Origin of the sequence: Lactococcus cremoris subsp. cremoris KW2 (assembly GCF_000468955.1) — a bacterium.
Taxonomy (GTDB): domain Bacteria; phylum Bacillota; class Bacilli; order Lactobacillales; family Streptococcaceae; genus Lactococcus; species Lactococcus cremoris.
In genome coordinates, this window is the sequence record NC_022369.1 from 372,037 (window position 1) to 391,737 (window position 19,701).

Genomic DNA, 19,701 nt, shown 5'->3' on the forward strand with positions numbered 1-19,701 from the left:
AAATGATAGACAGGCCATCATGGGTATTTTGCCAGGATTTCTGCTCTCCTTTGCCATTGCTATAGTAAGTTATTTACTCAATCGTTTTATCTTCCATAGTTTAGGTTCAGCAACTATTGCAATATTATTAGGAATTATTTTGGGTAATGTGTACTTTAAACAAGTCACTTTGTTTGCAGGAACGGCTTGGTCAGAAAAAAAACTTCTAGAGTTTTCAGTGATGTTTTTAGGAGCGACCGTAACCTTTCAAACCATTGGTAAATTAGGGTTCTCCGGAGTAGGATTTATTCTGATACAAATGATTTCAACAATTATTTTTGTTTTGTTTATGGGTAAAAAACTAGGTTTTTCTGCTAATGTCTCTGCCCTAATGGCTTCTGGAAATGCAGTCTGTGGTTCATCAGCAATTGCCGCAGTCGAACCAGTTATTGGAGCTGAGACCAGTGAGAAAAGAACATCGATTGCCATGGTCAATCTTATGGGAACTATTTTAATGCTGAGTCTTCCATTTTTAGGAACTTGGATATTTGGTAATAATGATTTATTAAGGGGTGCACTGATTGGCGGAACAGAACAATCTGTTGGACAAGTCGTTGCTTCAGCGACAATGGTAAATCCAAACACAACAACATTAGCAACCCTATTTAAAATTATGCGAATTATTATGCTTGTTTTTGTCGTTTTATATTTTGGTTTTAGAAGCAAAAAACAAACAAAGGGTGAACAAGCAACCGCTCAAATCAAAATTAAAAGAAATTCTTTTTTGCCATGGTACGTTGTTGGTTTCTTAGTGCTTTGTACTTTAGATACATTGATTCATTTTGTACCAGAAGTTTCAGCTACCGCAAAATTTCTATCAGGTTGGTGTGAAACGATTGCCTTAGCCGCTATTGGTTTGCGACTAAATTTAGTTGAATTCATAAAAGCAGGAAAAAAATTACTGATTTATGGTTCATCTATCTTAGTTTTTCAAGTAGTACTTGCAATTATTTTGATAGGTCTTTTAATCAAATAATCAGAAATCAAAGAAATAAAAAGTCACTAAAATTCTGTTTTAGTGACTTTTTTTATGGTAATTATTACCATTAGCTAAATTTTTCACTTTAGCAAGAAGCTTATTAATCAATCTGATTCACTAATGTTAAACCAGATTAATCCCCAAAGTGAAGCAATGACTAAAAAGAGTAGAGCGACCATTTTATTTTCCTTTACTGCTGTAAAACCTAACTAGATTATTTAATAGATTCTATGACTTCTTTAAGTTGATTGACAGACTTTTCAAATTGTTTCATTTCATAAGCATCAATATTGAGATCAATGATTTCTCTGACACCATTTTGATTTACGACAGATGGAACACCAGTAAAGACCCCTTCTTGACCATATTCTCCACGCAAATAGGCAGAAACTGGTAGAATGACTTGTTCATTATTTAAGATGGCTTTGACAATTCTAGCTGTGCTCATTCCAATTCCGTAATAAGTGGCTTGTTTTTTATCAATAATTTCATAAGCAGCATTTTTAACCTTATTTGACAAATTAGACAAATCTTCAAGACCAATTTTTTTATTTTTAACAATAAATTCAAGAATAGGTTTTCCACCTACCGTCGTGTGTGACCAAACTGCAACTTCAGAATCGCCATGTTCGCCAATAATATATCCGTGAACACTCCGTGGATCAATTTCCAGCTTTGTGGCTAATTCCTTTCTAAAACGTGTGGTATCCAAAGTTGTACCAGTTCCGACAATTCTAGATTGGTCAAGACCAGAAGTTTCCCAAGCGACATAGGTAAGGATATCCACAGGATTAGAAGCAATTACAAAAATACCATCAAAACCTGAATCCATAACTTGAGTAACGATTGAGCGCATAATTTTAGCATTTGTATTGACCAAATCTAAACGTGATTGTCCAGGTTTTTGGTTCACACCAGCTGTAATCACGACAATATCTGCATTTTCACAATCCTTGTAATTTCCAGCTCTTACAATAACATTTTCTTGAGCCCAAGATATGCCATCCAATAAATCTAAAGCCTCACCCTCAGCTTTATCTTGATTGACATCTATCAAAACTAACTCGTTGACAAGCCCTTGATTAATCATTGAATAAGCAATACTTGTTCCGACAAATCCTGTTCCAATCACGACTACTTTTCTACTTGTAATTTTCATTTTTATCTCCTTTTCGATTTTTTATTAATCAATATTTTTTTCTATATTTTTATAAAACCTATCTGTTAAAAATCCATAGATAACTAATCATAGTGCATAAAATTAAAATGATAGAAATCACAAAACTAATGATTATAAAAGCCAATTCTAGTCCCCCTTTAAAGTAATTTTCTGATGTTCTTTATAAAATCTATTATTATTTTATCTATATTTTTACAATGTGTAAAATGAATTTATTTTATCGTTATGATTAAAAAAAATAATAAAAACAAAAAAGCAGAAGCAGCTTGCTTCTGTTTCTTATTTTTATTATTTCTAACGAATTTCGGTTTCTTTTTTTATTTTATTAATTAATTTTTGAATCACGGGGTCTTTTTCTTCATCAAAAGAAACTCCTAAAAACTCTCTATGATAATTACTTCCAAGTTCTTGATAAGGAATACCATCAGATAAAAAGGATTTAGAAATCAAAGAAGAACCTAAACCAGCTTTGATATGGGAAATAATCATCTCATTACTATTCATACGAACAATGTTTCTTCTAGAAGAAGGAGCAGATTTGAGATATCTTTTGATATAATATCCAATTCCTGAACCAGATTCTCTGGTAAAGAAAGTTTCTGAATCTGTATTTCCAGCAAGGACCAACTCATCTAAAAACAAAGGAAAAGTTTCGGTTTGATCACTAATGAGTAGTCGTTCAATGATTCCAAAATGCAAATCATGATTTGCAACTAATTCAAATACTTTTTCTGAGTCATACATATTAATTTCTACATCCAATTGTTCCAACTCATCTTCAAATACTTTAAAAATTCTTGGCATAATACTTAAAGCAGCACTATGTGAAACTCCGATTTTGAAAGGATGTTTTGCAAGAGATTTCTTTTGTACCTCCGCTTGGTCTTCCTCCCATTTTTTTAGATAGGCAATCGCTTTGGGATAAAATAATATTGCGGCTTCAGTCGGAATGATTTCTTGGTGTTTTCCCCTTAGAAATAATGTTGATTTTAATTCTTCTTCAAGTTTTTTGATTCTCACGGTTACAGTAGGTTGTGAAATAAATAAATATTTTCCGGCTAAGGTAAAACTTTTAGTTTCATAAACAACGATAAAAGTCTCAAATAATGAAAACATCTGATTTTCTCCTTAAAACATGGCATTAACAAATTATTTTTTTTAATTTATATGATTATAATAATTTATTTTACAAATTAATTCAACTATTATATATTATTAATAGAATCAATTGTTTAACGAGAATTAATAAAAAATATAGAAAGAGAAGTTTTATGATCTATTCAAAATTTATATCATTTTTAAAACAAATTCCTCTCCCGATATGCGGCTTAATATTGGGCTTAATATCTTTAGGAAATCTCCTTTACAGTAAAGGTTATGCTATTTTAGGAAACCTTTACGATATGTTAGGCTTGTTCCTTATGGTTTTGATTTTGCTCAAAGTAGGACTTACAATGAAGCACGCAATTTCGACTTTGAATGACCCAATCGTAGCCTCTGTTTCACCAACTTTCACCATGTCTTTAATGGTACTAAGCGTATTTTTACAACGTTTATCCGGCTTTAGTCTTCTCGCGAATGTAATTTGGTGGACTGCTTTAGTCTTGCATCTTATTTTAATGATGTATTTTATTTATCTCCATATACTCCCTAAAGAGCTAAAAATACATGATGTTTATCCGAGTTGGTTTATCACTTTTGTTGGCATTGGCGTAATATCAGCGACATCACCAGATTTCGGTCTTGAAGTGGGGAAAGTTGTGGTTTGGATAACATTACTCTTTTACTTTATCCTTCTTCCTATTGTTATGCACAGAGTCTTTATTTTACGAAAAATGCACAAATCTTTACTTCCATTGATTACAATCATCACAGCACCAGGTTCACTGGGCTTAGTAGGTTATCTCACTGTTGTAGAATCAAAATCCAAAATGTTCATTATCTTTTTATTTATCTTGTCGCAAGCCATCTATTTTATTACTTTGGGCTTACTGACAAAGCTTTTAAGAAGTGCCTTTTACCCTAGTTATGCTGCCTTTACATTCCCTCTTGTCATTTCTGCCACTGCGGTAAATTTAACAAGTAAGCTCAGTATTTTCCGATTTTTGAATTTAGAATTATTAGCTAATTTAGAAATTTTTATAGCGATTGTAATCGTTACTTACGTTTTTATAAGATATTGTATTTTTTTGGGAAGTAAATTATTTCAGATTATCTCTGAAAAATATTCTGTTGAAAGCATCTAAAAAAACATCAAATTCCAAAAAAATTTAGAAATGAATAAACTGTAAAAAGGCACCACTAGGTCAATGAATCTAGTGGTTTTTTTATAGTTAACTAAGCTTACTTTTTTTAAAATGGAAATTTAAAGCTCAGACTTTGCTTTGTCTAACTTTCAAGATAGCTTTAATATCTCCCTTTGGGCTATGCCAATAATTTTAAAAACGTCTATAAAAAAAAAGAAACATTGTGTTATAATTAGAACGCTGCGTGCTTTTTTCATTAAATAAATAAAATTTGACTAGATTTTTAGGTTAAATTGTTCATTTTTTGAAGTATTTAATGATTAAATGTATGCAAAAGAATATAGGAGAATAAAAATGACTGTATTATATGATGAAATCATGGTTCGTTATGGTGAACTTTCAACCAAAGGAAAAAATCGTGGTTACTTTATCAATCGTTTGGCAAAAAATATCCGTGAAGTCCTTGCAGATATGCCTGAATTAAAAATTACAGCAGTAAGAGATAGAGCACATATTGAACTTAATGGAGCAGATTATGCCGAAGTTTCAAATCGTTTAACAAAAGTTTTTGGAATCCAAAATTTTTCACCTTCAATCAAAGTTGAAAAATCAATGCCCATTATAAAAAAAGAAGTTGTAGCACTTTTTAAGGAAATTTATAGCGAAGGGCAGACTTTTAAAATTGCTACTAGACGAGCTGACCATAACTTTGAATTAGATTCAACAGAATTAAATATTGCTTTAGGAGATGTTGTTTTTGATAATTTCTCTTACGCAAAAGTACAAATGAAAAAACCAGATATCACTTTGCGCGTTGAAATTAGACAAGATGCGACTTACCTTAGTTTTGAAGATATCAAAGGTGCGGGTGGAATGCCAGTTGGTACGGCAGGACGTGGACATTTGATGCTCTCAGGTGGAATTGATTCACCAGTTGCAGGTTACTTAGCGTTGAAACGTGGCGTTGAGATTGAAGCTGTTCACTTTGCTAGCCCTCCTTATACTTCACCAGGTGCTCTAAAAAAAGCCAAGGACTTGGCGGCTAAATTAACTGTCTTTGGCGGAGCAATCACTTTTATTGAAGTTCCATTTACTGAGATTCAAGAAGAAATAAAAGCTAAAGCTCCACAAGCTTATTTGATGACAATCACGCGTCGTTTCATGATGCGCGTGGTTGACCGTGTTCGTGAAGAACGAGGCGGGAAAGTAATTATTAATGGAGAATCTTTAGGACAAGTTGCTAGTCAGACGCTTGGCTCAATGTCTGCCATTAATGAAGTGACTAATACTCCGGTCATTCGACCAGTGGTAACCATGGATAAAAATGAAATTATTGAAATTGCTGAAAAAATAGATACTTTTAATTTATCGATTCTACCATTTGAAGATTGCTGTACAGTCTTTGCCCCACCTTCTCCAAAAACAAATCCTAAACTTGAAAATTGTATTCAATATGAAAAGAGAATGGATGTTGAAGGAATGGTTGACCGTGCAGTCAAAGGCATTATGCTTACAACGATTGCTGGCGAAAATTGGGACCAAACCGAAGAAGAAGAATTTGCTGATTTCTTATAATATGAATACTCTGCTTGTTATTGATAAGTAGAGTTTTTTATTTGATACGAAAACTACGATTAATAGTCTAAACTTGACAAAGGACTGAAACAAGGATATAATAACCAACGTTATTTATAAACTTAGAAAAAATATTTGAGTTAGCCTTTTAATATAAAGATTGTTAGGGAATTTTAAAAGAAGTTGTGGCGCTCATTTTATAGGGAAGGATTTTATGTCAGATCGAATAAAGGCTTTGATTGCCTTAGGGATTTTTACTTTTATGTCGACATTGGATGGTTCAATTGTCAACATTGCTCTACCAACGATGTCAAGGGAACTTCATGTTTCAACTTCACAAATCACATGGGTGGTGACAATTTATCTCATTGTCATTTCAGCGATTGTTTTGATTTTTGGTCGTCTTGGTGACTTGATTGGGAAATCACGAATTGCCCGAATTGGTTGGGGGATTTTTATTTTAGGCTCAGCACTGGCTGGTTTAAACTTTGGTTGGGGCTTAGGTTTTTTACTTTTTGCACGAATTGTTCAAGCTATTGGGGCTTCAATGTTTATGGCAACTGGTTTTGGAATTATTTCAGAAATTTTTCCAGTTGAAAGTCGAGCCAGAGCACTTTCAATCTCGGCAATGTTTGTTTCAGTGGGTTCAATCGCTGGACCTGCACTTGGTGGTTTGATTTTGCAGGTCGCTTCTTGGAATTATATTTTTTGGATTAATGTTCCAATCGGAATTTTGGCTTGGATTTTTGGGAATCATGCCTTACCAAAAGAAACCACGAGTGGAAAATGGTCAGATATTGATTTTAAGGGTGGAACCTTGATGACAGCTGTTGTTATTTTACTTTTTCTGTCCCTTAACTTCGGTCAATCACTGGGTTGGACTAATCCATTGATTATTATTGGCGCACTTGTTGGTTTTATTCTCTTTGGGATATTTATTGTCACTGAGAAAAAGGTGGCACAGCCTTTGCTTGATTTAGGGATTTTTAAATCAAAGTTGTTTTCAATGAGCATTATTATGGCACTCTTTAATTTTACCGTAGCTATGTTTTCAAGTATTTTATTACCATTTTATCTGCAAGATTTTAGAAATTATGCTCCTGGAGTGGCTGGAATGATTATGATGGCTTACCCAGTCGCTATGCTGATTGCCAGTCCTTTGGCGGGTTCAGCAGCTGATAAGATGGATAAAGAAATTGTCACTTTTGTCGGTATTTCAGGAATTGTTTTGTCCCAACTTGGCTATCTTTTGATTAATCCACATTCTGAACCTTGGGTTATAGTCGTGATTTTATTGATTCAAGGAATGTCAATGGGAATTTTCCAAAGTCCTAATAATGCATTAATCATGGAAACTGTTGAACGAAAATATTTAGGAATCGCTGGTTCTGTAAACTCTTTAGCTCGTAATATGGCTTTTGTTTTAGGAACATCATTAGCCACTTTAATTCTGTTTACAGCGATGTCTAATCAATTGGGCTATAAGGTTACAACTTATTTGACAAATCAACCTGATGTCTTCTTGCACGGTTTTCATGTAGCTTTCTATTTTTCAACTTTTTTGGTTTTAGTCACTTGGGTATTGGGCTTAGTTCGTCTATTAGGTCGGAAAAAAAGTTAGTAAAAAAACAATCGATAGATTGTTTTTTTTATAGGATAATCTAGCAAATAAATGTTTACATGTGTAAATTTTCACGTACTAAATATATTGAGAATTTAGAAAAGTTTGCTATAATAAATTTTATAATAAAAAATAATTTCTATAAAGGAACAAAATATGTCTAAACTTCTTGTTGTAAAAGGTCATCCACTCACTGCTGAATATTCACTTTCACTCAAAGGTCTTGATGCTTTCGTCAAATCTTACAAATCTGCTCATCCAGAAGATGAAATTGAAGAGTTGGATGTCTTTAATGCTGATATTCCAACTTTGAACACAGAATTAGTCAGTGCCATGTTTGCAGGTGAAAATGCAGAACTTACAGCATCACAAAAAGATAAATTGGCTCGTTTTGCTGGTTTTACAGACCAATTTTTGTCAGCTGACAAAGTTGTCATTGCTAATCCAATGTATAATTTGATGATTCCTGCTGAACTTAAATCATGGGTTGATACTGTAAACGTTGCTGGTAAAACATTTAAATATACCGCTGAAGGACCAGTTGGTTTAGCAAATGGCAAAAAAGTCTTACATTTACAAGCTAATGGTGGAGTTTATGGAGCACAAGACCCTGCGACAGTTTATATGTCAGCAATCTTTAACTTTATCGGTAGCGATTTTAGACAAATTGCCGTTGAAGGACATGCTTATGACCCAGAAAAAACAGAAGAACTTCTTGCTGAATTTATCAAAAAAGTAGAATTAGAAGCTCAAACATTCTAAATAAAAGTCTGTCAGTGAACAGACTTTTTCTTGAATTTACTGACAGAAATCTCAGTAAGTAGCTGTAGGTGTTGTCAGTAAAAGGAAAGGCTAAAAAATGGTAAAACATCTTTTTAATTCACATATTGATTGGGTTGGTGGGAGAAATTCTATTGGTGACTTGCAAGCTGGGGCACTTAATGAAAAAATTTCAATTCCTGAGACAATGGCTGGACCGGGAGTGGGGACCAATCCGGATGAAATGCTACTTGGAGCTGCTAGCACCTGTTACTCAATTACTTTAGCGGCAATGCTTGAGCGAAATGAAATTCCTTTGGAACATTTAAAAGTAGAGGGACAAGGAGTGGTTGATGTGACAAAAGGAATTTTTACTTATGAAAAAATTACCTATCATGTCTTCATGAAACTAGCCGCCGGGGCTGATGAAAGTAAAGCGATCAAATTGGCAGAACGTGCAGAAAGTTCTTGTATGATTTCAAGGGCAATTCAAGGAAATATAAAATTAGAAACGATTATTAAGATTGAAAAATAAAAAGTTACTGACAAAGCTGTCAGTAACTTTTTTTGATTTTATGTTAATTCAATCATTAGTTTTTATTTTTTCGACGTTCCAAAAAGTCGAAAAGTAGCGTATGATGATTACTTGCTAATGAATAATCTTCAAGAATATTGACATTAAGTCGCATATCTTTGGCTTCTCTTGCGGTAATTGCTCCAGAGAGCTCATGCTCAAAGATAACTTTACGTTCTAAATAGTAGGCACGCATCATTTCAGTAATGTTATTAGGCTGAGCTTTATTTACCATCCGAGAAATATGACCACCAGAAGCCACAATTTCAGAAGTTCGCAAACGTTCTGATTGTAAGAAATTCAAAAGTTGTTCATCAAAAACCCCATTTAAATTGTCCAAGGCTTGTAAGATAAGTTCGGTGTTATTGAAATATAGTTCAGTAATTTCATCACGCGTTGTTTCCATTGCTGCTTTTGTTTTTTTGAAATAAAAATCCACATGCAAGAAGCGAGAAACCAGCAAATGAAAGGCACGCAAAGTAATAACATAAACAAATTGAATACTTGAAACAAGGGAATGGACAATACTTGTTTCCAATGAGCGAATATACCTTTGATAAGTTCGATAAGTATACATAGAAATTTTATTTTCACGTAAGTAGGCTTCAAGACCTTCAGATTCGATTCGGATAATCAAAAGTTGCAAATCATTATAGTCAATCGCCATATCGGTGGATTCTTGCTCAATAATTAACTGTTGAATCCTTTCTTGATAAGCATCAATTGCAATATCGTATCCCTGTGGATTTTTAGCTGTTGTCATATCCTGGCGTAATTCATCAACAACCTCGGATAAAATAGCGATTTTAGAGATATTGTTAACTTTAGAGACTTTTTTGACTGCAAAGAAAGGGAGAATGAACATTCCGACCAAAAAGCTTAAGCCAGTTACGGCAGCTGCTAGAAAGACTAGGACCGGTTGGATATCAACACTTCGAGGAACCAAAAGAATCGTTGCGATACTTACAGTTCCTTTAGAGCCAGCAAAAGTAAGAAGAAGAATATCATTCCAATAAGCAGAGAAAGGCTGTTTTTGTTTAAGCGAACGAAGCCAGTAATAAAAGGCAATGACGACGAATCGAAGGGCAAATAAGCCAGCAGTCAAAGCGAGGGTAAGGAGAATAAGATGAGCTGAAGAATAAACAGGGTCAACTAAAAGTGGAACAACAAGTTGATAAAGTTCAATTCCTAAAAACAAGAAGACAAAGGAATTTAAAATGAAGGTCAAAGTGTCCCAAATTGTACTTTTAAGTTTTTCTACTTGAGCATCAAATAAAGTTGTTCTTTTGAGACCATTGGCTGACATCACTCCAGCGACGACAGCAGCGATAATTCCAGAAACATGAAGTTCTTCAGAAATGAGAAAGGCGGCAAGAGGAACCACAAGTTCTAAGAGAAGATATCCTGAGACATCTCGGGCATCGACATCTTCTAAGAGTCTTAAAACTAGCCCTTTGATATAAATTAAACTAAATCCAATAGCAGCCCCACCAATGGCAGAGATCACCAATTTCATTGTAGCATCTGGAAAAGAAAAATAACCTGTAACCAGTGCGACTAATGCAATTTGAAAGGAAATAATTCCAGAAGCATCATTGAGAAGGCCTTCACCCTGTAAAACACTCATGACCCTACGTGGAAAGGAGAAGTTTTTGGATAAAGCCCCCACGGCTACGGCATCGGTAGGAGCAAGACTGGCTCCTAAAGCAAAACAAGCAGCCAAAGGAAGTCCGACATATATCCAATTAGAAATTAAACCTAATCCAAGAGTTGTGATAAAAACAAGCGGGAAAATAAGTACTAAAATAATTTTACTATGTTTTAAAATATGTTTGACATCAGCTTCTTCACTTTCTCTAAAAAGAAGTGGGGCAATAATAAAGCCTAGAAAAAATTCTGGAGCGACATGTAAAACTTCGTCAGCACCAAAAAAGCCCAAAATAAGTCCTAAAACCACTTGAATCAGCGGAAGGGCAAGTTTTGGGAAAACTTTATTAAGGACATTTGAAAAAACTAATACCAAAAGGAAAATAATGACATAAAAAATAGTATGGAGCATAGAGTCCTTTCTTTAAAAAATTGACGAGCGCTTAAAAAGTGCAAAGTAGAGCTATCAAAGGTAGCTCTACTAGTGCATATTCTACTTATTTATTTCAAACGGTTAATTGCTTTTTTCTTTAAAGCAATTTTTTCATTGATTTTTGAGCAGTCTTTTTTACCTAACAGCGCTTTACAACGTTTGAGTTCAAGATCTGTAAGCTGACGTTTAACTCGTTCTTTACGAGCAATATCAAACTCACCGTTTTTGATTAATTCGAGTTTTTGTTCAAGAATTAATTTTTTATTCTTAACGGCATCAATATAATATTTAAGCTCAGAAATATCGTTAGCACTTGCTTCGTTAGCAAGTGCATTTCCTAATTTTTCATCAAGCTTAATGAGTTTATCAGTAAGCATTTCAAGTTTAGCGTGAAGTTTTTCTTCTTTTTCTTCGTCTGAGAGGGCCATAAAAGCTTCAAATTTTTTACTATCTTCAAGCTTTTGAGACACTTCGGGTCTTTTATCGATGTACAACTCACGCAAGTTTTTTAACTTATCTTCAAATTTTTTATCTATCATTTTGATCACCTAAAAACATATTCAGTACAGTTATTATAACATATTGTAGATTAAATGAAAGAGCTACGCTTAAATTTTTCTAAAATAAAATTCCTGCTCATTTTATAGCAGGAATTTTTGATAATTAATAAGTCAAAACAAAGTTTTTCTTTTTTCCACGACGAATGACTGTCAGACGATTCTCAATTTTATCGGAATCTGTAAGAACATAATCAAGTTCTTGTACTCTTTCTCCGTTGATATAAATTGCTCCATTTGTAATATCTTCACGAGCTTGTCTCTTTGAAGGAGCAATTCCTGCAGAAATTAAAAGCTCAATTAGAGTCAGGTCTTCATCAGGAGCGATTTGATGTTGTGGCGCTGCTTTCAAGCCTGTTAGGATTGATTTAGCATCCAATTGACGTAAATCTCCACCACCAAACAAGATTTCAGAAGTTTTAACAGCTTGTTCATAAGCTTCTTTTCCATGAACGAGACTTACAACTTCACGAGCCAAAACTTTTTGAGCCAAACGTTCATGACGAGCAGCCTCAAATTGTTCTTCAATTTCAGCAATCTCTTCTAATGAAAGGAAGGTGAAAATTTTCAGCATTTTCACAGCGTCTGCATCATCAACATTAAGCCAAAACTGGTACATTTCATAAGGAGAGGTTTTATCAGCATCAAGCCAAATTGCATTTCCCTCTGATTTACCGAATTTTTTACCAGTTGAATCTGTAATTAAAGGAATAGTGATAACATGTCCTTGTTTGTTAGCCTTACGACGTAAAAGCTCTGTACCAGCAGTCATATTGCCCCATTGGTCAGAACCACCAAGTTGTAAAGTGACATTATGCAATTGGTTCAATTCGTAGAAATCATAACCTTGCATAATTTGATAAGCAAATTCTGTATAAGATATTCCGCTTTCCATGCGTGATTTTACAGAGTCTTTAGAAATCATGTAATTTACAGTAAAATGTTTACCTACATCTCTGAGAAAATCAATAAATGTCAGATTTTCAAACCAGTTGTAGTTATTGGTCATTTCTGCCTTGTTTTCACCATTTTCAAAATCTAGGAAACGCTCAAGTTGACTACGGATTTTTCCAGACCATTTTGTTACGGTGTCTTTTGTTTGGAGCGAACGTTCTGAATCTTTAAAAGAAGGGTCACCAATCAAACCAGTTGCACCACCAACAAGTGCATAGGGTTTGTGACCAGCCATTTGCAGACGTTTCATTGTCAAAATGAGTACAAGATTACCTAAATGAAGGGAATCAGCAGTAGGATCATAGCCCACATAATAGGAAACCATATCCTCCGTCAGCGCTTTGGAAAGCGCAGCTTCGTCCGTTGTTTGGAAAACCAAACCACGTGCTTTAAGTTCGTCAAAAATGTTCATAAAAAAATCCTTTCTATAATAATTGAGCTGTTCCCTTTGGATTAAAAAGTAAAAAAATAACAGCACTGTTTTACATTATAACAAATTACTAAAAAAAATTCTGAAAGTGGCGAAAAATTGTTTTAAATTTGATATAATAAGGGCATGAAAAAAGACTCAATTGACTCGCAAGAGGAGATTCGTGCTCGTTTAAAAGAAAAAATGGATAATAAACGACGCAAACAAAGTAACTCTTCAAGGAAAAGTCCTAAAAAAAATAATAATGATAGTGATGACAGGTCAAGTTTGTCCATTACTTTTAAAGTACTACGTGGTTTGAGTGTAGTATTTGGAATAGTTTTTGTCTTGGTAGGCGTCTTTGGAGCAGCAACAGGTGTGGGTTATTTTGCTCGATTAGTTGAACAAACGAAGATACCACCCAAAGCTGAAATGCTTTCGAAAATTAATGATATACATGGGGTTTCTGTCATTAATTATAGTAATGGTCAGCCAATCTCTGATATTTCCAGTGATTTGATTCGCGTTACTGTGAAAAGTGATGATATATCTGCTAATGTAAAAAATGCCTTGATTGCAACCGAAGATGACAGTTTTAAAACAAATAAAGGGGTTGTTCCAAAGGCTGTCATTCGGGGAATTGTTGGCTCAATTGGAGGTGGAACAAGTTCTGGTGGTTCCACCTTAACTCAACAGCTCATTAAGCAACAAGTTTTAGGAGATAGTGTTACATTCCAACGAAAAGCTAGTGAAATCGTCTATGCACTAAAACTTAATAATTATCTGACTAAAGATCAAATTTTGACAGATTATTTAAATGTCTCACCTTTTGGTCGCAACAATAAAGGTCAAAATATCGCTGGAGTGCAAGAAGCAGCATTAGGAATTTTTGGTAAATCGGCCAAGGATTTGACAATACCAGAGGCGGCTTTTATTGCTGGTTTACCTCAAAGTCCAATTGTCTACTCTCCTTATTCAGCGGATGGCTCCCTTAAATCCAAAGAAAATATGAGCTATGGTCTGGAGCGTCAAAAGGAAGTATTATTTTATCTTTATCGTGGGGGATATATTTCAGAGGCAGATTATAAAAAATATGTAGCCTATGATATTTCAAAAGAATTTTTACAACCTGGAGTTGCCGAATCACAAGAACATGGTTATTTATATAATGTAGTTTATAATGAAGCAATTACAGATATTTATAATTATTTGATTAAACGTGATAAAGTTTCTGCGACTGATTTAGGAAATGATAGTACGAAAAAACGTTATCAAGAACTGGCGGAACAATCACTACAAAATGGTGGTTATACTGTAACAACAACAGTTAATCAAACAGTTTATGATGCGATGCAAAAAGCTGTAACGGATTATAATGGGCTTATGCAAGATGGTACAGGAACTATCCAAACAGGGAACGTTTTAATGGACAATAAAACAGGAGCTGTTTATGGCTTTATTGGAGGTTTAGATTTTTCACAAAGTCAAGTCAATCATGCCTTTGATACTAAACGCTCGCCTGGGTCATCAATTAAACCAATCTTGGCTTATGGTCCAGCCATCGATATGGGACTAATGGGCTCTGCAAGTGTCTTATCAAACTATCCAGCCAAATACTCTAGTGGACAAGATATTGAACACGTAGGCTCAACTGGAACTGCAATGATGCCATTCTCAGAAGCTCTCAATGTTTCTTATAATATTCCTGCTTATTGGACTTACCAAACGATTTTAAATAAAGGAAAATCAGTTGAACCTTACATGACAAAGATGGGTTATGATATTGCTGATTATTCTGTAGAATCACTTCCGCTTGGTGGGGGAGTTGATCCAACGGTTGTTCAACATACGAACGGTTATCAAACGTTGGCTAATGGTGGGAAATATGAACCTTGGTATATCGTTGATAGTATCAAAGATGATACAGGAAATGTAATCTATCAGCATAAAAGTACTGGTGGCACCCAAGTTTATTCAGAAGCAACTTCAACAATTATGGAATCAATGCTTCAAGACGCAGTAAAATCTCAAAAAACAAGTAAGTTTTATGGAAATTTACAAACGATTAACCCTTCACTAGCAACGAATGTTCAATGGGCTGGTAAAACGGGGACAACGGATGATTATACAGATGTTTGGATGATGTTATCAACACCTTCAGTTACACTTGGTGGTTGGGCTGGACATGATGATAATTCACCGATGACAAGTAATTCAGGATATATCAATAATGCAGCTTATATTGCACAATTGGTTAATGCGATTAATGCAGCTGATCCAAACATTTTTGGCCCTGGACAAAAATTTACTGATCCAAATACTGATCCAAATGTTACTAAAAGTAAAGTATTGGTTTCTACAGGAGAAAAACCAGGGAAAGTCACAGTTAAACTAGCAAATGGTAAGACTCAAGAAGTCAACCTTGGCGGAGAAACAACGACTAGCTTCTGGGCTACTAAAGCAGGAGCACCTACTACTACCTATGATTTCTCTATAGGTGGGTCAGCTAGTGATATAGCTGCTGGTTGGAAGAAAATTTTACCTTCTTTCAATTTTAGTCAGACTTCCTCATCAAAAAGTAACTAAAAAACACTAGGAATTTACCTAGTGTTTTTTTATTAGAATTAGTAGTTTTTGATTTCTGCTACTTTTTCAGTATTAAGTGAAGTAATAATCGCTCTCAAGAAAGTTTGAGCTTGGAGAAAATCATCAAGGTTGAAAATAGTTTGATGACTATGGATATAGCGGGCTACTACACCGATTGTTGTTGAAGGAACTCCTCCATTTGCTAAATGAGCGGCACCTGCATCGGTTCCCCCTTTGGCCATGTAAACTTGTGTTTTAACTTTGGCATGATCTGCAGTGTCAAGTAAGAAGTTCTTCATTCCAGGAAGCATGATATGACCTGGGTCGAAGAAACGGAGCGTTGTTCCTTCTCCGAGGCGACCATTATCGTCACCGAAGGTATCGCTTGCTGGTGAACAGTCAACGGCAAAGAATAAATCAGGATTGAATTTGGTTGTGGAAACTTTTGCACCACGAAGTCCGACTTCTTCTTGAACATTCGCTCCAATAATTAATGTTACAGGTAATTCTTTGTCAGCTAAAAATTCAAGAAGTTCAAGAATCATTAAGCAACCATAGCGATTATCCCAAGCTTTAGAAATGATATTTTTCCCATTTGCTGACAGAATTGTTTCTGTTTCTGGAATAATTAAATCACCTTGGGCGATTCCAAATTCGGCAGCTTCAGTAGCATTTTCAAATGCACCATCAAAGATGATATCAGAGATTGCTGGGATTTGAGGTGTTACACCAGTTCCGCGAAGAAGGTGTGGAGGAAGACCACCGGTTACAACCGGAATCTTTTTACCTGTACGTGTAAATAGGGTAAAACGTTGACCTGAAACGACTAAGGGGTTCCAACCACCAAGAGGAACAACGCGGAATGTTCCGTCAGCTTTGATTGAGCTGACCATAAATCCGACCTCATCCATGTGAGCCGCAACCATGATTCGTGGGGCATTTTCGACTTTTGAAGCTTTTGTCACAAAAATACCACCAAGTCCGTCAAATTCTGGTTGATAGCCTAGCTCAACCATACGAGCTTTTAAATAGTCGCGAACGGGACCTTCAAAACCAGAAGTGGCTTGAATTTCTGTCAGTGCTTTTACTTTGTCAAATAGTTCCATTTTTCTCCTCCGGGATACTGAAAAATTTACTGACAAATCTGTCAGTAATTCTTTTGATGATTTACACTATAATTATACCAAGAAATATGTTAAAATTTCCATATGAAAAAAATACTAAAGTTTGGTTTGGGAATTGTCGCGGGAGCAGCCGTTGCTCACGCAGCTTATCATGGTTATAAAAACATGGAAGAAGAAATGATTCATGAGCTTACTGATAGAGTCCGACAACATTTTTCTACAAAAAAAATTGATGCTTTTTGGATTTTTGATGAGCCAACTTCTGGTGCCCTTTTTGAAGGGGGAATTGTCAGTAATGATAAATCTATTGCTTTTGAAATCAATGCCAAAACTTTAGAAGTTTTTGAAAAAAAAGAAGAACTTCTTTAGAAAATGGTTAGAATCCATTTGAAAAATACGAAAGGAAATACAGAATGATTATTCCAGAAAATATTGAAAATTTAGCTGAGCTTGTCAAAGGCCCAGAAAAAACAGTCTTCTTTTTCACAGCTGGTTGGTGTGGAGATTGTAATTTTATCAAACCTAAAATGCCAGAAATTGAAACAGAGAATCCAGAATTTAGATTTGTTGAAGTAGACCGTGATGAGTACATGGATCTTGCTATTGAGTGGGGAATTATGGGAATTCCAAGTTTTGTTGTTATTGAAGATGGACAAGAAAAAGCTCGTCTAGTCAATAAATTACGCAAAACCAAAGAAGAAGTGAATACTTTCTTAGCAAGTGCAAAATAAGACTGATTTCTTGAGGTAAAATGGAGTCAAATACTGACCATTGATAAATCCAGAAATATATTCTATAATAATCACTGTTAAGAAATTAAAAGGGAAAATTTAAAAATGATTGCAACATATAACACAAACGTCGGCGATGTTTTAATGCTTATCACGGCAAATGATAGAGGTGAAAAGGTAAACTTTGAACGTAAGGGAAAAGTAGCACGTATCTTTATCGAAGAAACTGGAGCAACAGTCGCTTGGAATATTTTTGAAGCCAAGTCATTACTGACAGACTTGTCAGGAAATGGACAAGTCAAATTATCATCTGATGATGTTGAAATCTTGAACAAAGAGCTTGGAAAATCAGGATTTAGCGATGTTCTTGTGCATGATTCGCAACCAAAATTTGTTGTCGCTGAGATTGTAGAAATGCAAGACCATCCAGACTCAGATCATCTTCATATCTGTAAAGTTAATGTTGGTTTTGCTGATCCAGTACAAATTGTTTGTGGTGCACCAAACGCGTCACTCGGATTAAAAACAGTCGCAGCACTTCCAGGCGCAATGATGCCTAATGGAGCATTGATTTTCCCAGGAGCTCTTCGAGGTGTTCAATCTTATGGAATGCTTTGTTCAGCGCGTGAACTTGAATTACCCGATGCTCCCGATGTTCGTGGAATCATTGAACTTTCATCAGCTTTGGCTGCGGGTACAGCTTTTGATTCAGAAACTATGTGGCAAGCTTAATAATAAATCTGTCAAAATAATTTATTTTGACAGATTTTTTTATCTAATAATTAAAATAATTATTTCACAATGTTCACAAGCGCTTACAAAAGAAAATAGATTGACTTATGCTAAACTGAATAATGTAAAAAGAATTTTACATTTAAAGGAGACCTATTAGCATGAAAATCGTAGTTATCGGTACAAACCACGCAGGCATTGCTACAGCAAATACATTACTTGAACAATATCCCGGGCATGAAATTGTCATGATTGACCGTAATAGCAACATGAGTTATCTAGGTTGTGGCACAGCAATTTGGGTTGGAAGACAAATTGAAAAACCAGATGAATTATTTTATGCCAAAGCAGAGGATTTTGAGGCAAAAGGGGTAAAAATTTTGACTGAAACAGAAGTTTCAGAAATTGATTTTGCTAATAAGAAAGTTTATGCAAAAACTAAATCTGATGATGAAATAATTGAAGCTTACGACAAGCTTGTTTTAGCAACAGGTTCACGTCCAATTATTCCTAATCTACCAGGCAAAGACCTTAAGGGAATTCATTTTCTGAAACTTTTTCAAGAAGGTCAAGCAATTGACGCAGAATTTGCCAAAGAAAAAGTCAAGCGTATCGCAGTCATTGGTGCAGGATATATCGGTACAGAGATTGCAGAAGCAGCTAAACGACGGGGTAAAGAAGTTCTTCTCTTTGACGCTGAAAATACTTCACTTGCATCATATTATGATGAAGAATTTGCCAAAGGAATGGATGAAAACCTTGCTCAACATGGAATTGAACTTCATTTTGGAGAACTGGCCAAAGAATTTAAAGCGAATGAGGAAGGTTATGTATCACAAATCGTAACCAACAAGGCGACTTATGATGTTGATCTTGTCATCAATTGTATTGGTTTTACTGCCAACAGTGCCTTGGCAAGTGATAAGTTAGCTACCTTCAAAAATGGAGCAATCAAGGTGGATAAGCATCAACAAAGTAGTGATCCAGATGTTTACGCGGTAGGTGATGTTGCGACAATTTATTCTAATGCCTTGCAAGATTTTACTTATATCGCTCTTGCCTCGAACGCTGTTCGGTCAGGAATTGTCGCAGGACACAATATTGGTGGAAAAGAATTAGAATCTGTTGGTGTTCAAGGGTCTAATGGTATTTCAATTTTTGGTTACAATATGACCTCTACAGGACTTTCTGTTAAAGCTGCTAAAAAATTAGGTTTAGAAGTTTCATTTAGTGATTTTGAAGATAAACAAAAAGCTTGGTTTCTTCATGAAAACAACGATAGTGTGAAAATTCGTATCGTATATGAGACAAAAAGTCGCAGAATTATTGGAGCACAACTTGCTAGTAAAAGTGAGATAATTGCAGGAAATATAAATATGTTCAGTTTAGCGATTCAAGAGAAAAAAACAATTGATGAACTAGCTTTGCTTGATTTATTCTTCCTCCCCCACTTCAACAGTCCATATAATTATATGACAGTTGCAGCTTTGAATGCCAAATAAACAATAGAAATCTATCTGCTTGATAGATTTTTTTATTTTTTAGTGACAAATGC

The 19,701-nt window shown here is 34.9% G+C and carries 17 protein-coding genes; 11 read left to right on the forward strand and 6 right to left on the reverse strand.

Features of this window, described 5'->3' with window-relative positions:
* The first annotated feature begins 19 nt into the window (after window positions 1-19).
* Window positions 20-1,015, forward strand: coding sequence for a YeiH family protein (locus KW2_RS01850; RefSeq protein ID WP_080656312.1), 996 nt, complete (start codon window positions 20-22; stop codon window positions 1,013-1,015).
* A 217-nt stretch (window positions 1,016-1,232) separates the two neighbouring features.
* Here KW2_RS01850 and KW2_RS01855 read toward each other — a convergent pair whose 3' ends face one another.
* Together KW2_RS01855 and KW2_RS01860 are read right to left on the reverse strand one after the other, a co-directional pair.
* Window positions 1,233-2,177, reverse strand: coding sequence for an L-lactate dehydrogenase (locus KW2_RS01855; RefSeq protein WP_021036718.1), 945 nt, complete (start codon window positions 2,175-2,177; stop codon window positions 1,233-1,235).
* A gap of 315 nt (window positions 2,178-2,492) precedes the next feature.
* On the reverse strand, window positions 2,493-3,314 hold the full coding sequence (locus KW2_RS01860) for a LysR family transcriptional regulator (protein WP_021036719.1): 822 nt from the start codon (window positions 3,312-3,314) through the stop codon (window positions 2,493-2,495).
* 155 nt (window positions 3,315-3,469) lie between these two features.
* On the opposite strand from KW2_RS01860, the gene KW2_RS01865 reads away from it, so the two are divergent.
* From KW2_RS01865 to KW2_RS01885, 5 genes are all read left to right on the forward strand, one after another.
* Window positions 3,470-4,444, forward strand: coding sequence for a TDT family transporter (locus KW2_RS01865; protein ID WP_021036720.1), 975 nt, complete (start codon window positions 3,470-3,472; stop codon window positions 4,442-4,444).
* A 354-nt stretch (window positions 4,445-4,798) separates the two neighbouring features.
* A complete protein-coding gene (thiI, locus tag KW2_RS01870; RefSeq protein WP_011834448.1) occupies window positions 4,799-6,019 on the forward strand; it encodes a tRNA uracil 4-sulfurtransferase ThiI in 1,221 nt (406 codons plus the stop codon).
* A gap of 214 nt (window positions 6,020-6,233) precedes the next feature.
* A complete protein-coding gene (locus tag KW2_RS01875) occupies window positions 6,234-7,640 on the forward strand; it encodes an MFS transporter (RefSeq protein WP_021036721.1) in 1,407 nt (468 codons plus the stop codon).
* Window positions 7,641-7,796: 156 nt separating this feature from the next.
* On the forward strand, window positions 7,797-8,402 hold the full coding sequence (locus KW2_RS01880; RefSeq protein ID WP_021036722.1) for an FMN-dependent NADH-azoreductase: 606 nt from the start codon (window positions 7,797-7,799) through the stop codon (window positions 8,400-8,402).
* Between the two features lie 97 nt (window positions 8,403-8,499).
* On the forward strand, window positions 8,500-8,934 hold the full coding sequence (locus KW2_RS01885; RefSeq protein ID WP_021036723.1) for an OsmC family protein: 435 nt from the start codon (window positions 8,500-8,502) through the stop codon (window positions 8,932-8,934).
* 55 nt (window positions 8,935-8,989) lie between these two features.
* Here KW2_RS01885 and KW2_RS01890 read toward each other — a convergent pair whose 3' ends face one another.
* The 3 genes from KW2_RS01890 to tyrS all read right to left on the reverse strand — a co-directional run bounded on the left by KW2_RS01890 (window position 8,990) and on the right by tyrS (window position 12,976).
* Entirely contained in the window at window positions 8,990-11,032 is a 2,043-nt protein-coding gene (locus KW2_RS01890) for a cation:proton antiporter (RefSeq protein ID WP_021036724.1), read from the reverse strand.
* An 89-nt stretch (window positions 11,033-11,121) separates the two neighbouring features.
* A complete protein-coding gene (locus KW2_RS01895; protein WP_011834452.1) occupies window positions 11,122-11,592 on the reverse strand; it encodes a hypothetical protein in 471 nt (156 codons plus the stop codon).
* A gap of 124 nt (window positions 11,593-11,716) precedes the next feature.
* Window positions 11,717-12,976: a tyrosine--tRNA ligase gene (gene tyrS, locus KW2_RS01900; protein ID WP_011675456.1), complete on the reverse strand. Its 1,260-nt coding sequence runs from the start codon at window positions 12,974-12,976 to the stop codon at window positions 11,717-11,719.
* 144 nt (window positions 12,977-13,120) lie between these two features.
* On the opposite strand from tyrS, the gene KW2_RS01905 reads away from it, so the two are divergent.
* Window positions 13,121-15,559 (forward strand): transglycosylase domain-containing protein, encoded by a 2,439-nt coding sequence (locus KW2_RS01905; RefSeq protein ID WP_021036725.1) that lies wholly within the window; start codon window positions 13,121-13,123, stop codon window positions 15,557-15,559.
* Window positions 15,560-15,597: 38 nt separating this feature from the next.
* Here KW2_RS01905 and pepA read toward each other — a convergent pair whose 3' ends face one another.
* The gene (pepA, locus tag KW2_RS01910; RefSeq protein WP_021036726.1) at window positions 15,598-16,665 is read right to left on the reverse strand and encodes a glutamyl aminopeptidase; all 1,068 of its coding nucleotides are present in this window, start codon (window positions 16,663-16,665) and stop codon (window positions 15,598-15,600) included.
* A gap of 102 nt (window positions 16,666-16,767) precedes the next feature.
* On the opposite strand from pepA, the gene KW2_RS01915 reads away from it, so the two are divergent.
* The 4 genes from KW2_RS01915 to nox all read left to right on the forward strand — a co-directional run bounded on the left by KW2_RS01915 (window position 16,768) and on the right by nox (window position 19,648).
* Window positions 16,768-17,052, forward strand: coding sequence for a hypothetical protein (locus KW2_RS01915; protein WP_011675459.1), 285 nt, complete (start codon window positions 16,768-16,770; stop codon window positions 17,050-17,052).
* Window positions 17,053-17,096: 44 nt separating this feature from the next.
* Entirely contained in the window at window positions 17,097-17,414 is a 318-nt protein-coding gene (locus tag KW2_RS01920; protein ID WP_011675460.1) for a thioredoxin family protein, read from the forward strand.
* A 105-nt stretch (window positions 17,415-17,519) separates the two neighbouring features.
* On the forward strand, window positions 17,520-18,146 hold the full coding sequence (ytpR, locus tag KW2_RS01925) for a YtpR family tRNA-binding protein (RefSeq protein WP_011675461.1): 627 nt from the start codon (window positions 17,520-17,522) through the stop codon (window positions 18,144-18,146).
* A gap of 161 nt (window positions 18,147-18,307) precedes the next feature.
* The gene (gene nox / locus KW2_RS01930) at window positions 18,308-19,648 is read left to right on the forward strand and encodes a H2O-forming NADH oxidase (RefSeq protein ID WP_011834457.1); all 1,341 of its coding nucleotides are present in this window, start codon (window positions 18,308-18,310) and stop codon (window positions 19,646-19,648) included.
* The last annotated feature ends 53 nt before the right edge of the window (window positions 19,649-19,701 follow it).